Here is a 14,695-nt window from a genome sequence, read left to right as displayed (position 1 = left end):
GCGTTCACCTTCTTACGTTGAAATTTTCTGGCCAAACAACCCTTGAGGCCGAATGAGAAGAATAATAATAATAGCTAAGAATGCAATAGCATCTCGATAGCCTGAATCTCCGTATACAACGATGAAGGTTTCCGCTAATCCTAAAATGAGGCCACCGAACATGGCTCCTCTCACACTGCCCATTCCGCCAAGAATGATAATCGCTAAACCTTTTAAGCCCATTGATAGACCCATCTGCGGCGTTACTGAGTTAAAAGCCATTCCGACCAATATACCAGCTATTCCACCCATGGCTGAAGCAATGATTACTGTCATCAGGATGGTTTTTTTCGTATCCACACCTAAGAGACTCGCCGTTTCTAGATTTTCTGCCGTGGCTCTTAATGCCTTTCCAGCTCTTGTTTTACCTAACCAAAATGTTAATACGAGCATTAACACGATAGAAATGACGAAAATAACGATTTGTACTAAATAAACGGTGATTGATCCTATTTGAAAACTGATTTCAGCAAAGCTTGTTCTAAATGGATGATTCCCTGCACCAAAAAGATGGTGTGATAAGTTCTCTAAAAGAATAGAAACACCTATTGTACTTATTAGTGGGGCTAGATGTGATACACCTTGTTTATGCCTTAACGGTCTTAAAGCAAACCTCTCTAATAAGTAACCCATAATAGCCGTAATGATGATTGCACCCAGAAAAGCAACCCATAAAGGCGCATTTAATGTAGATGTAATCATTACTCCAATAAATGCTCCAAACATAAAGATCTCGCCATGTGCCATATTGATAATACCTAAAACGCCAAATACTAAAGTAAATCCAAGGGCAACAATTGCATAAATGCTGCCCAATGTTAGTCCATTAATTAATTGTTCTATTAACACGGTGTCTCACCTTCTAACACATTTTTCTTCTTACTTAAATTCAACGAATTTTTCTCCTTCAATAACTAACACCGTAGGGTCCATTAATACATCGCCCTCTTCGTCAAAAGAGAAATTGCCGAGAATTCCTTCAAAATCCTTTGTTTTTGCTAATGCATCTCTTACAGCATCACGATCTGAACTTCCGGCATTTTTAAGTGCATCTGCTAGAATGTATAATGCGTCATAGGCTTGAGCAGCGAATTGATCTGGAACATGACCATGTTCCTCTTCAAATTTCGTCACAAATTCCTGTACCTTTTCATCTTCTTTTTCGCTATACCATGGTGTTGCTACTATCAACCCATTTGAAGACTCACCGGCAATATTGATAACTTCCGGAGAATTGAATCCGTTACCACCAACAAACGGAACATCAATCCCCATTTTCCGTGCTTGGTCCATAATGACTGCCCCTTCGTTATAAAGCGCTGAAGCAAGAATTAAATCGGGATTCAAATTTTTAATCTTCGTTAATTGGGCATTATAATCCGATTGACCTTTTTGGAACGTTTCTGTCGTTAAGACTTCAAGTCCCATTTCTTCAGCCGTTTTCTTCATCGTGTCATAACCAGACTTTGTAAACACATCATCATTCCCGTAAAGAATAGCAACCTTCTTCACATCATATTTGTCTATTGCTTGTTGCATTGATGCAGGAATAGCCAACGCTTCAGGAATAGAATTACGGAAAACATAATCGCCAATCTGAGGGATCCCCTCAGCAGTTGTAGACGTTCCGATAATCGGCACACCACTTAAGTCTGCTTCTGGTCCAACGACATTCATTTCTGTACTAAGTGTCGGACCAATAATTGCTGTTACATTATCTGAGTTAATTAATTTTTGAGCAGCAGTTAAGGCTTGGTCTTGCTTACCTGCTGAATCTTCAAAGATTAGATTGATTTTCACATCACCTTTTGCATTTATTTCTTCCTGAGCTAACTTTAAACCACCTTGTATAGCTTCACCATATGCAGCACCTGATCCAGTTAAAAAGGAGACCACTCCAACGTCTGCTGAAACCTCTCCTCCTTCAGTACCACTTGATTCTTCATTACCGCCGCCTCCACATGCGGTTAAAAAAAGCACACTTGAAAGCGCTGTAAATCCTACTAATTTTTTCATTAAACCTCTCATTTTCCTTGCCCCCCGAGAAATTAATTCATTTTTCAAAACTATATTACTATTAAAATATAAATATATTGCATTGTAAATAAAATATTTTAAAAATTCAGTACACAAATCCATTAATATACTAAATATTATCTTCTTTTGTCTATATGGGACAAAAGAATGACCATATCATTGTGTTGAAAATATATTGATATAGCTCATATAAAAATATATGATTAATAAGGTGAGCATTTGGGTAGTTACTATAATTGACTTTCTAAAAAAATTTTGAGGGAGAAGCCCTATTTGTACGTCTTTTTTTTATTGTCTTTTCTATATAAATAAATTCCCTCTTTTTTTGGAATGTTAATTATTAAACTAGAAAAAATTGTATTGGAATGTGGAAGGAGAAAAAGAATGGAAACAGGAATTATAATATCTATAGCAATTTATATGCTAGGTATGCTTTATATAGGGTATTACTCCTATAAAAGAACATCTAATTTAAATGATTATATGCTAGGTGGACGAGATTTAGGACCATTAACAACTGCACTTAGTGCCGGAGCCTCAGATATGAGTGGCTGGCTTGTAATGGGTCTTCCTGGTGCTATGTTTGCCACAGGGTTAAGTTCGGGCTGGATTGCTGTAGGATTAACAGTTGGGGCCTTATTAAACTGGATTTATGTGGCACCACGATTACGTGTGTACACAGAAATTGCGAATGACTCTATTACTATTCCAGGATATTTAGAAAATCGTTTTGGCGAAAAAGCCAAAATATTGCGAATGGTTTCCGGTGTTGTTATTTTAGTATTCTTTACATTTTATGTATCATCCGGGATGGTTTCTGGTGGCGTCTTATTTGAAAGTATCTTCGGCCTTAATTACCATACTGGACTCTTAATTATTGCAGGGGTAACAATTGCTTATACTTTATTTGGAGGATTCCTTGCTGTTAGTTTAACTGATTTAGTTCAAGGTTTAATTATGGTTATCGCTTTAGTATTAGTACCAATTGTTGCCTTAACTGAGATTGGTGGCTTAGGTGTCGCTGTTGATACAGCAAAAGAAATTGACCCTGCTCTACTAGATGTCTTTCGCGGAACTTCATTTCTTGGGATCATCTCATTATTAGCATGGGGACTTGGATACTTTGGTCAACCTCATATCATTGTTCGTTTTATGGCTATTAAATCAGTAAAAGACGTGAAAAAGGCAACATGGATGGGTATGATTTGGATGGTATTTTGTATTATTGGTGCCATGTTTATTGGCTTCGTTGGGATTGGTTTCTTCAATAATACTCAATATTCAATCGATGATCCAGAAACAGTATTTATACTATTAGGCGAGATTTTATTCCATCCATTAATTACTGGGTTTATTATTGCAGCGATTTTGGCAGCAATCATGAGTACTGTCTCATCTCAATTATTAGTAACATCAAGCTCTCTTACTGAAGATATTTATAATTCCTTCTTACGTAAATCGGCCACTGATAAAGAGTTGGTATTTATCGGTAGATTGTCAGTTTTAATTATCTCGGTAATTGCTTTATATCTTTCTTGGGAAAAGAATTCTACGATCTTAGATCTTGTCGGTTATGCATGGGCTGGATTTGGTTCTGCATTTGGACCTTTAGTATTACTTAGTTTATATTGGAAGCGTATGACAAGTTGGGGTGCACTAGCTGGTATGATTTTCGGAACTGCGACAGTCATCATTTGGTCAGCAGCAGGTTTATCTGATACCCTTTACGAAATAATTCCAGGATTCCTAATCAGCTTATTAGCTATAATTGTGGTTAGCCTTTTAACGAGCAAACCACCTAAAAAAGTGGAAGAAGATTTCGATGAATATCAACGAGTGATTAAATCTTAATTTCTAGAGAGTGAAAAGACCTAGGCGAGTTGCCTAGGTCTTTTTTTTGCTCTTTTTATACTATTGGCTTTCATAGGTCTTTTTTAATATAATATGGGGTATGTGACTTGAATGTCCATCGTAAGGAGGATAAAAGCATGGATTTACAATTAGATAGAATAGAATCCTCTACCAATATAGAAGAAATAGCCGAAATGATTAGTATCCAACTTAAAAAACCTGTTGTTATTGAAGATGCACAGTTTTCTTTAATTGCCTATAGTTCTTATTTTACCGAGGATTATGATGAAGTGAATAAGCAAACCATCTTTAATAAACAATGGCCCATCTCAATCTTTGAAAGATTTACAGATGAAGGTATCGTTGATCAGTTAACTAAGCATAAGAAACCTTTTCGTATAAAAGCAATGAAAGATATTTCACTGAATAAACGGGTTGTTGTTTCCGCTATTTATCAAAATGACATTTACGGTTATATATGGATACAAGAAACAGCACCTAAGTTAAAAGAAAAAGAGTTAGCGTTCCTGGATGCCGCTTCTTCTCATATCGCATTCTTGCTTAATCGTGACAAGCTCGCTAAAGATGGTAAGGTTGAAGAAGATCATTATTTTTATGAAAAAGTCATCGAAGACTCATTCCAAACGAAACATCAATTAAAGGTAGAGGCAGCTTCAGCAAAGGTTACATTGCCTAAAGCTTTTATTGTTGCTGTATTTAAGGTGGAAGAAGGCGATGATAAAAACTTTGAAGAAATCATTAATACGGTAAGATTATCTGTCAATAATATGACTCAGTCTGCCTATATTTTCTTCTACCACTTAGAAATGATTGTTTTGCTTGCTAGTCATGATCAACAAGATGTTTCTTTAGAAGAGAATGCAGAACACCTCGTACAGTCAATACGTTTGCAATATGCAGATACATCGTTGGTCGTTGGGATTGGAAATAAGTATTCTTCTATCTATAAATTAAGGCAAAGCTATACAGAGGCTCTTGAGGTTTTACAAACCGCTATGTTTTTTAATAAGGAACAGTCTCTTCCAATCAATTATCGAAAACTAAAAACATTACGCTATTTAGCTATCATTGAACAACATAATAAACAAACCAATTATAGTAATGAAGATTTAGTTATTTTATTGACGAAGGATCAAAATAATCATACGAATTATATTGATACATTAGAAGCTTACCTTCTCAATAACTGTCGTCTCAAGCCTACAGCAGAAGAATTGTTCATTCATGAAAATACGCTAAAGTACCGATTAAAGAAAATACATCAATTAACTACGATTAATTTTGATGACTTTAATACACGATGCCAATTATTTATAGATCTACAATTACTGAGGCGCAAACAATCAATTATAGCCAACCATCAAAACTCAGGATTAAACAATAATAATCCTTTATGAATGGAAAAGAAGAAACCAATCATTGAATGATTGGTTTCTTTATTGTCATTTAAGATTTACTTATGATTACAGAAGCTAGCTTATTAAACTTTCAATAAGTAAGACCAGGCAAATTGTGCATATAGCTCTGCACCCGTTACTAAAGCATCTTCATCTATATTAAACCTACCATGGTGATGTGCCCATTCGGTATCCTTATCCTTATTTCCACTTCCTACAAGCGCAAAGCTGCCTGGTGCGTAATCCAGATAAAAACTGAAATCTTCTCCACCCATTGTTGGTTTTTCATCAAATAGGACATCAGGGCCAAAACAGTCGACTGCCACCTCTTGGACTAACGCAGCACTCTCCTCATGATTAATTACTGCTTGGGTCCCTCTCGTATACTCAACCACTGCCTTGCCACCGTATAGACCAGCAACATGATTTGCATAGTGAGATAATTGCTCCTCTATGTGATCTCTAACTGCAGGTTCAAAACAACGAACGGTTCCCTCAAGTTTAGCATTTTCAGCAATGACATTAAATCTAGTTCCAGACTCAAGCTTTCCTACGGTTACAACTGCTCCTTGCTGTGGATCAATTGTTCTTGAAACAATCGACTGCAAATTCAGCACAAAGGAAGAAGCCATCACTGTTGCATCTATACAATCATGTGGAATTGCACCATGTCCCCCTTGGCCTTGAAAAGCTACATGAAAAATATCAGCAGATGCAAACTGAGGTCCTGCGGTACAAGCAATTTTATTTGTCTCCATTTGGGACCAAATATGAATACCAAACACATGATCAACCTCTGTCATTGCTCCTTGCTCGACCATTGCTAGTGCACCTCTGGCTGCTTCTTCAGCTGGTTGAAAAATAAGACGAACACTTCCACTTAATTCTTCCTTCATACTATTTAAAACATCCGCTGCTACTAATAGCATGGCTGTATGTGCATCATGGCCACAAGCATGCATTTTCCCTTCTACTTGTGATGCGTAAGATAATTCTGTATTTAGCTCTTCTACAGGTAGGGCATCAATATCCGCTCTTAAAGCTACTTTTTTTCCAGGCTTACCGCCAGTAATTTCAGCAACTATACCAGTCGGTTTCATTCTCCGATATGGAACTTGTAAATCTTCCAAGTAGTTAGCAATAAACTCTGTTGTTTTTACTTCTTCCCATGATAATTCCGGCTCACTATGAAGCTTTCTTCTTAATTGAATCACTTCATTCGCTCTCGCAAGTATTGCCTCTTTAATATAGTTGTTCATGTTAGTTCACCTCCGTGAGATGTTTTGCTGCTTCAAATAAAACATATACTGCTTTTTCAATATCTTGATGGTCTGACCATTCTTCTGGGCAGTGGCTTAATCCATCTTTGCTTGGGATAAAGATCATAGCCGCCTTCGTTTGTTCAGCAAATACCATGGCATCATGTCCAGCCCCACTGAAAATAGATTGATAAGATATTTTATATTTCTCGCAGCCCTTTTCTAATTGCTTCTTCATCTCATCATCTAATATTGTTGGTGACATATATAATTGTTCTGCAATAGAGATAGATATTTTCTCACTTTGTAACTGACGAATAAAAGTTTGTGTTTCCTCTAGTAGAGTTTTCAATTTAGCTTCTTCTGTTGACCGTAAATCAATCGTAAATGTAACCGACCCAGGTATAACATTTGCTCCATTCGGATAGACTGATAGTTTACCAACTGTAACGACAGTCCCCTCTCCGTAAATTTCAGCAATCTTAGGTAGCTTAGCAATCATATGTGCTGCCATTACAAGCGCATCTGCACGACCATCCATTGGTGTTGTTCCTGCATGACCTGCCTTTCCCTTAATTGTTATCTCCAATTGTGATAAACCCACAATGCCTTCTACGATACCAATTGAGGTCTTCTCATTTTCTAAAATCGGTCCTTGTTCAATATGCAGTTCTAAGTACGCCTTCATCGTATCTCTGTCACGCTTCTTTACGAGGTCTGGGTTCAAACCAATACTCTTCATCGCTTCAACTGTGGAAACTCCTTGTGAATCCGCCAACTCTCTAAATGTCTGGTCTGTAAGCTTACCTGTTATACTTCTAGATCCCATTAACCCGCCACCAAACCTTGACCCTTCTTCTTCTACTAGTGCCACAACTTCCAATGGATACTTAGGTTTAATGCCATTCTCTTGGAATAGTTTTGCCACTTCCAATCCAGCTACCACCCCAGCAGGGCCATCATAATCACCACCATGTGGAACAGAATCAAAATGAGAGCCGATTAAAACGCTTGGTCCATTCACCTCTCCAGCCAATTTACCAAAAATGTTCCCTACACCATCTTCCGATACAGTTAATCCGTAGTCTCTCATGACATCCTTCAAATAGTTTCTTGCTTGTAAATCTTCATTTGAATAAGTAAGTCTCGTTGTACCTTTTCCGGGCGTACTTGTATACTTACCAAGTGTTTTTATATGTTGATCAATTCGAGTTAATACATTACTCAACATTCATCACTCCTTCATTTCGATTGCGAATTTATAAGAATTGGACAAATAGACCTGCTAAAATAACCGAGACGATCGTGACGGTTATAAACCCGCCCACTAACATTGGTGGCAACATATGACTAGTGAGGATATTTCTTTCCTCTTCATCATCTGTTAATGATTTAATTACTTCATTGGTAATAATGTAATCTGCTGGAAATCCGTATAATGCGGTTAAAGATACAGCAAAGGCCATCTCTTTACTTACCTTAAGAATTTTACCGACGATCATTGAGAAAATATACATACCGATTACACCAATGACGATTGTTGCAATTAAAGGATAAATTATTTCTAGCATCATACTTGGTGTTGCTTGCTTTAGTCCATCAAAGATAAATAACATCAATGCCATAATTGCGAAACCAAACCCATTTGCTTTTTGTAACGACTGCTTCTCTAAAAATCCAAAACTTGTAGCAATCACACCAAATAATAAACAGAGGACAAACGGACTAATTGAAACGACCGGGGTTAATACAGTTGACACAAGATAGGCAAAGAAAGCAACTATACCTAGACGGAAAAACTTAAAAAAGTCTGTATTGTACTTCTCAGGTAGCCATTTAAACAACTTTAATTCTACTTCTTCAGTTGTGGCTGCTGTCTCCTCGACAGAATCCTTTATTTTCAATTCCCCTTTACGTACTTGCTGAAGAAGCTTTTTCCCTTCCTTTTTCAAGACAAAGGATGTCAGTGGATAACCAGCAAAACCTTGCATAACGTAAATAACAATGGCAAATACGGATAATGATACAAGTCCCGCTTCGGCAGCTGCGTCTGACATCAATAATGCCGATACTACACCACCAACAAGTGGTGGAATAGCCACTACCATTGTTTGAAAATCGAAAAGTAGTACACCAACTGTAAATAAAATGACAATAATGCCCAAGATTCCAGAAAGAGCAATCACTACCGTTTTCCACTGCTGCTTTAATTCCCGTAAAGAAAGCAATGTACCCATATTAGTAATGAGCAAATACATTAATAATGTTGCTACAAACGATGGGATACCAGCCACTTCAACAATATCCGTAGGGAAGAACGTCCAATATCCAAGGAGAAATAGTGAAGCACAAATAAACATGGATGGCACCCATGCCTTTGTTCTGGTAGCTACCACATCCCCAATAAATAAAATTCCAATTACAATTACAAAAGCCATTAGCTGAGACATACATGCCACTCCTTTAAATTCGATTTTGATATTTTACAATAGTATCACGCTCCTTTTTAAATTAAAAGAACATTTTGTCTTTTGTTATTATTTTTAATAATCTTTTTATTTGAAAGCGCTTTTATTTCTATAAATTCACTTAAATAGCATATAATTGTTAACTAGTTCATCCCTTCTCTTCAACATAAGTTAAGGTAAACGATTACTGTCAAACTACTAGGCATGGTAAGATTTAAAATTGTTGTACAAAAAAAAGACATACCCTCTGAATTAAAAAGGTATGTCTTTGCATTACGATAATAAACTTTTCGCAGCAACTGCTAGCTCCAATCTTTCTAAGGATTTCATATACGCCAGTTTCACGTTATGATCTTTTACATTCATTTCTTTAAATAGCATTTTCACTATACCCTCATTCTGAAACCAATCTTCTACCTCCGGCTTCTTATGACTAGTATCTTTCCATACATGAACAAGCACAGGACTAAATAACTTTTTCGCACCGCTTTTTAAATGACCATCTGCAATTCTTGGCTTATAGGTTTTTGTCGGTATTCCCTCCTGAACGACGCAATAGACATTCCTCCAGTAATCACTTCTTGACCCTGTATGGGGATGTTGGTTCGCCCACTTCACATAGCTTCGTAGTTGAGAAGGGTTTTCGTATAGAAGTGTGTACAATTTATACCCTAATTCTATTCTCTGATTCAACTTTGTAAATAAATGAACAACTAACCCTTTTAACTGTGATATTCCATGCGTCTGATACGGAAAAAGAATATAGTTAAAAGCAAAAACATCTTGTAATTTGAACTCAAGTGTTGAAGTCACTTCTTCTTTAAAAATTGGGTTTTGTACCACTCTTTTTTCTATATAGTTTTGTTCATTAATAATAAGCGCATGTGTAAGGATATGTGATTGCTTTTGCTGCCAAAAAATGGACCATACGGCTTGCATAAATGAAGAAACTCCTAAATGAGAGAGCAAATGAAATAACGGCTTACTTTGTCTGACACTTTCCTCGTATAGCAATAACTGTGGATATGCATCTTGAAAAATCAACCAATTGGCTCGTTCCATAAATTGAAAGAACGCATTCTGTTCTGTCTCACTTAATATCTTTGATAATAAATCCCCCTTTAAATCTGTCATATTCCAACCCGCATTTCTGGAGACGAAATGTGCTAGCAAAGCCCAATGCACTTGGGGGTATTTCAAATAAAACGCGAGATAAGCATTTGTTCTTGTCACATTATTGAGATTACAAGCTGTTGTTTGTTGGTTTATCTTTTCTAGGATCTGTTGTTCGTCAAGATTAAGTTCATTTATTGTGTTCTGCTTGTTTTTCTTTAGTAAGGTCACTAATTCTTTTTTTAGCTTTCTCCTAGTAATAGATGATTTTAAGCTTTTTCTTCGCCATTTATGAATTAAAAATATGGAAAACACCACCATTATGAATGATAATTTTGTCCAATGAATACTCATGTATTAATATTGCTTACATTGTTAGGAAAAGTAACGAAAAGGGTGAATATCATGAAGGTCTCAAATGGAATCAATCATTTAATTACTACTTTAAGAGCTGACCAAACAACTTCGGGTACTTGGGAATATCCTTTTGAATCTAGTATATCCACTGATACGTATATGATTATTTTATTAAGAAGTTTGGAAATTGATGATGAAGAGATGATAAAACAATTGGTTAAAAGGATACTAAGTAAACAAGAGGAAAACGGAGCATGGAAACATTATTACGATGAAAGAGGAGGCAGTCTTTCCTTAACTGTCGAGGCATATCATGCATTGTTGTATTCTGGTTATATCGATAAAAAAGATGATCGAATGAAAAAAGCAAAACGATTCATTTTACAACAAGGTGGCATAGAGGAAACCCATTTCCTAACCAAGCTGATTCTTACCATCACAGGACAGTATGAATGGCCAAAGTTCTTTCCCCTACCAATTGAACTAATGCTCATCCAACCTATCATGCCAATTAATTTCTATAGCATCTCCGTATACGGCAGAGCAAATATAGTTCCCATTATGATTATCGCAGAAAAGAAGTTTCGTTTTCGAACAGCCAGCAGTCCAGATTTATCAGATCTGTTCACTTCGAGAGAGGAAGCAAATTTTAGTTGGTCCCGTTCCTCTGAATGGCGAACCATACACAAAACAATCAAATCAAGTATTAAGAAAATTATAGGCCTACCACAAGAGTTACACCAACTGAGTATGAGCCGTGCAAAACAATATATGATGAATCACCTAGAACCTGACGGGACCTTATTTGGCTATATTAGCTCGACATTTTTAATGGTGTTTGCATTACTTTCATTAGGACATAAAAAAGATGATCCGTTAATTGAGAATGCGGTAAAAGGATTATACGGATTCAAGACAAAAGTAAAGGGTCATACACATATCCAATTCACTACTGCTTCTGTTTGGAATACAAGCTTGCTCAGTTATTCTTTACAAAAAGCTGGATTAACACCAAATGATCCAATGATAAAGAAAGCAACTAATTATTTACTTAGTAGACAACAATATAAATTTGGAGATTGGATCATTCATAATCCCAAGACAAAACCAGGAGCTTGGGGATTTTCTAACATTAACACTTTTCAGCCAGATACTGATGATACCTCAGCCACTCTTCGTGCAATTACAAACTCTGCAAAAATCGATGATAACATAAAAGAGGCTTGGAATTTAGGCGTGAATTGGCTCGTTTCCATGCAAAATGATGATGGCGGTTGGCCAGCTTTTGAAAAGAATACCAATAATAAGTTACTAGCTTTAGTACCAATCCAAGATAGTGAATTTATTCTCACCGATCCAAGCAGTGCCGATTTAACAGGAAGAGCCATGGAGTTTTTAGGCAATTACACACAAATGCCACACCAACATTCTCATTTCGACAAATGTATTGAATGGCTTAAAACACACCAAGAAAAGAACGGTTCATGGTATGGCAGATGGGGCATTTGCTATATATACGGGACTTGGGCAGCTCTTACGGGATTATCAGCAATTGCATATGATAATAAAAGTGAAATGATCAAGAAGGCTACAAGCTGGCTACGATCCATTCAAAATGCTGATGGAGGTTATGGGGAATCCGCTTTAAGTGATAAACAAAAAAAATATATTCCATTAGGTGATAGTACGCTCACACATACTGCATGGGCCATAGATGCATTAATTTCGGTAAGTCAGAAGCCAGATGAGACAATTAAAAGAGGCATAAAATACCTCCTCACATCTTTGGACAATGACGATTGGAGCGAAGACTACCCAGCAGGGCAAGGCCTCGCTGGTGCGATTTATTTTCATTATCACAGTTACCGTTACATTTTCCCTCTTTTAGCCTTATCACATTATCGTGAGAAATATGGAGAGGAATGAGGAAATCAAAACAAAAAAAGCCTTAGCAATTCTAATGAATATTGTTAAGGCTTATCTACACAATAATTCCTATCCAATCAACTTCCCTGCTACATACGAACTAATTCTTTCATGCTTTTTAACGATGGTGGTCGTAAATCATCAGGAATTGCTGCTTCATATTTCTTTCCAGCAGTCTCTTTAACAAACTCTTCTCTTGCCACATCGATTAAATTTGTATCCGTCAATAAATCAAATAAAGTTAATGCCATTGATTTTGCTGCTAAATGCATCCCCTTCAGTCCAATGGAGGACCCATAAGAAGCTGTAGCTTGCCAAGAATGGGGTTGAACACCAACTGGTGCACAAGTTGTCATGATTTGACCTACAGGTGTAATCCAACTTACATCACCAACATCTGTTGATCCCCCTATACATTGCCCTTTCAAATGTTTGAAATGATTTTTATCCGTTGGTAATAGATCTTCTAGTTCAATACCGAACTGCTTCTTGGACATTTCAACAACTTCGTTATCAACTGTTGCTACCAACTTTTCTGCAAAATTTAATTCATCTTGATTAAATGAAAAAGACACACCTTCCATATTTTTTAACATTACCTTATTAAGTGTGTCATTAGGCAAGACATTGTACGCATATGCCTTCACTTGATGCTCAACTTTTGTTTCAGTCATTAGTGCTGCACCTTGTGCAATTTTCTCTAATCGGTTGAACATACTATCTACTTGTTCTTTCGTAGTTGCACGCAAATAATACCATACACTTGCTTGATCAGGTACGATATTAGGTGCAAGGCCGCCATTAGTAATGACATAATGTATCCTTGAGCCATCTAATACATGCTCTCTCATATAATTTGCTCCAACATTCATTAATTCCACGGCATCTAATGCACTTCTCCCTGCATGCGGAGCTCCAGCAGCATGAGCAGTTATTCCCTTAAATTGATATTCTACCGAAACCATTGCTTGCATTGACATATTGACAACAAAATTCGCTACACCTGGATGCCAAGTTAATGCACAGTCTAAATCATTAAATACTCCTTCTCTTGCCATAAATGTTTTCCCAGAAAGAACTTCTTCTGCAGGACATCCATAATAACGAATCGTTCCATTTATTTCACTCGTTTTCATTGCTTCGCTCATCGCGATAACAGCTTCCACACCAGCGGTTCCTAACAAATTATGTCCACATCCATGTCCAGGTCCACCACTAATAATCTCTTCCCTGTTTGTAGATACCGCTTGTGAAAGTCCTGGTAAGGCATCAAATTCTCCTAATATTCCAATAACAGGCTTCCCGCTTCCATATTCGGCAACGAATGCTGTTTGTGCTCCTCCTACGTTTTCTCGAATGTCAAACCCTGCTTCTTGTAAGACTTGTTTTTGTAAATTCGATGCGTATTCTTCCTCATAAGCAACTTGTGGATGATTCCATATATCTTTTGCCATATCTGAAAAAAATTCTTCTTTATTTTTTATCCAATCTATAAGTTCTTCTTTGATCATTATAAATTCCTCCTTTATAATTACTTTCTTTTCTCTAATGATATACAAATGATGATAGTTAAGATGATACAGATAATTCCTTTAAAAAAAGTGGGAATAGGTATTAGATTTACAAATAATCCTACTGATAATGCAATACCTCCGTATAACGGCTTCTTAAGGGCAAACTGCGCAAATATACCTCCAAAAATAGCAGGAACAATATATATAAATGTTCCTTGAATCGATTCCGGAATAATTGATACGAGATAAGATCCAGAAACAATAATGAAAATTAATATGGCCATATTCATTAATGATGTTGCTCCTATTGCAAGAGCCGCAACAATTTCACCTTTTTTCGTTCCAGGTTCAGCACCAACAGCATTTTGAGCTGCCGCAGCAGAAGGCAAGCACATATTAGCAATATTTCCTGTTAAAAAGGCTTGATAGGTACCAGATATCCCTAAAGTTGGATAATATGATATTGGCTCCATAAACCAGGCATACCCGATGGCGGCAGCATAAGCTATCAACCCAGTAATAATTGGTTGCCAACCGGGATGTATACCTAATACAAAGGATAGATATAGAGGAAGTGAGATAGTCAATACAATGACCAACCCAATAGTTAGGCGTCCCCAGAAATGTGATTTTTGATGAAAAGTATACATTTCATATGAATGAATCACCTCATTTTTTTTAGCTGCTATATTACTTTCGGAAACCGCCATACT

General features: G+C 36.7%; 11 protein-coding genes. 3 read left to right on the top strand and 8 right to left on the bottom strand.

The features are described from left to right. Positions 1-12 precede the first annotated feature (12 nt). Entirely contained in the window at positions 13-888 is an 876-nt protein-coding gene (locus MKX83_RS07745; protein WP_095370023.1) for a branched-chain amino acid ABC transporter permease, read from the bottom strand. 30 nt (positions 889-918) lie between these two features. Then, entirely contained in the window at positions 919-2,067 is a 1,149-nt protein-coding gene (locus MKX83_RS07740; RefSeq protein ID WP_095370024.1) for an ABC transporter substrate-binding protein, read from the bottom strand. A gap of 393 nt (positions 2,068-2,460) precedes the next feature. On the opposite strand from MKX83_RS07740, the gene putP reads away from it, so the two are divergent. Both putP and MKX83_RS07730 read left to right on the top strand, forming a co-directional pair. Further along, positions 2,461-3,927, top strand: coding sequence for a sodium/proline symporter PutP (gene putP / locus MKX83_RS07735; RefSeq protein ID WP_095370025.1), 1,467 nt, complete (start codon positions 2,461-2,463; stop codon positions 3,925-3,927). 137 nt (positions 3,928-4,064) lie between these two features. After that, a complete protein-coding gene (locus MKX83_RS07730; RefSeq protein ID WP_095370026.1) occupies positions 4,065-5,345 on the top strand; it encodes a PucR family transcriptional regulator in 1,281 nt (426 codons plus the stop codon). Between the two features lie 83 nt (positions 5,346-5,428). On the opposite strand, the gene MKX83_RS07725 is transcribed toward MKX83_RS07730, so the two are convergent. The 4 genes from MKX83_RS07725 to MKX83_RS07710 all read right to left on the bottom strand — a co-directional run bounded on the left by MKX83_RS07725 (position 5,429) and on the right by MKX83_RS07710 (position 10,416). Beyond that, on the bottom strand, positions 5,429-6,604 hold the full coding sequence (locus tag MKX83_RS07725; RefSeq protein WP_095370027.1) for an amidohydrolase: 1,176 nt from the start codon (positions 6,602-6,604) through the stop codon (positions 5,429-5,431). Position 6,605: 1 nt separating this feature from the next. Then, the gene (locus MKX83_RS07720; RefSeq protein ID WP_445293158.1) at positions 6,606-7,832 is read right to left on the bottom strand and encodes a Zn-dependent hydrolase; all 1,227 of its coding nucleotides are present in this window, start codon (positions 7,830-7,832) and stop codon (positions 6,606-6,608) included. Positions 7,833-7,863: 31 nt separating this feature from the next. Further along, positions 7,864-9,054, bottom strand: coding sequence for a hypothetical protein (locus tag MKX83_RS07715; protein WP_341054919.1), 1,191 nt, complete (start codon positions 9,052-9,054; stop codon positions 7,864-7,866). Positions 9,055-9,345: 291 nt separating this feature from the next. Beyond that, entirely contained in the window at positions 9,346-10,416 is a 1,071-nt protein-coding gene (locus MKX83_RS07710) for a DUF2515 family protein (RefSeq protein WP_233435344.1), read from the bottom strand. 174 nt (positions 10,417-10,590) lie between these two features. Here MKX83_RS07710 and shc point away from each other — a divergent pair, with 174 nt between their 5' ends. Continuing rightward, on the top strand, positions 10,591-12,468 hold the full coding sequence (gene shc / locus MKX83_RS07705; protein WP_341054917.1) for a squalene--hopene cyclase: 1,878 nt from the start codon (positions 10,591-10,593) through the stop codon (positions 12,466-12,468). Between the two features lie 89 nt (positions 12,469-12,557). On the opposite strand, the gene MKX83_RS07700 is transcribed toward shc, so the two are convergent. After that, a complete protein-coding gene (locus MKX83_RS07700; protein ID WP_095370032.1) occupies positions 12,558-13,979 on the bottom strand; it encodes an amidohydrolase in 1,422 nt (473 codons plus the stop codon). A gap of 20 nt (positions 13,980-13,999) precedes the next feature. Then, positions 14,000-14,692 (bottom strand): small-conductance mechanosensitive channel, encoded by a 693-nt coding sequence (locus MKX83_RS07695; RefSeq protein WP_233435276.1) that lies wholly within the window; start codon positions 14,690-14,692, stop codon positions 14,000-14,002. Positions 14,693-14,695: the final 3 nt, after the last annotated feature.

It is taken from the genome of Cytobacillus sp. FSL M8-0252, from assembly GCF_038007345.1.
Classification (GTDB): Bacteria; Bacillota; Bacilli; order Bacillales; family Cytobacillaceae; genus Cytobacillus; species Cytobacillus kochii.
Note: the sequence above shows the minus strand (reverse complement) of the source record. Positions and strands in the feature narration are given on the sequence as shown.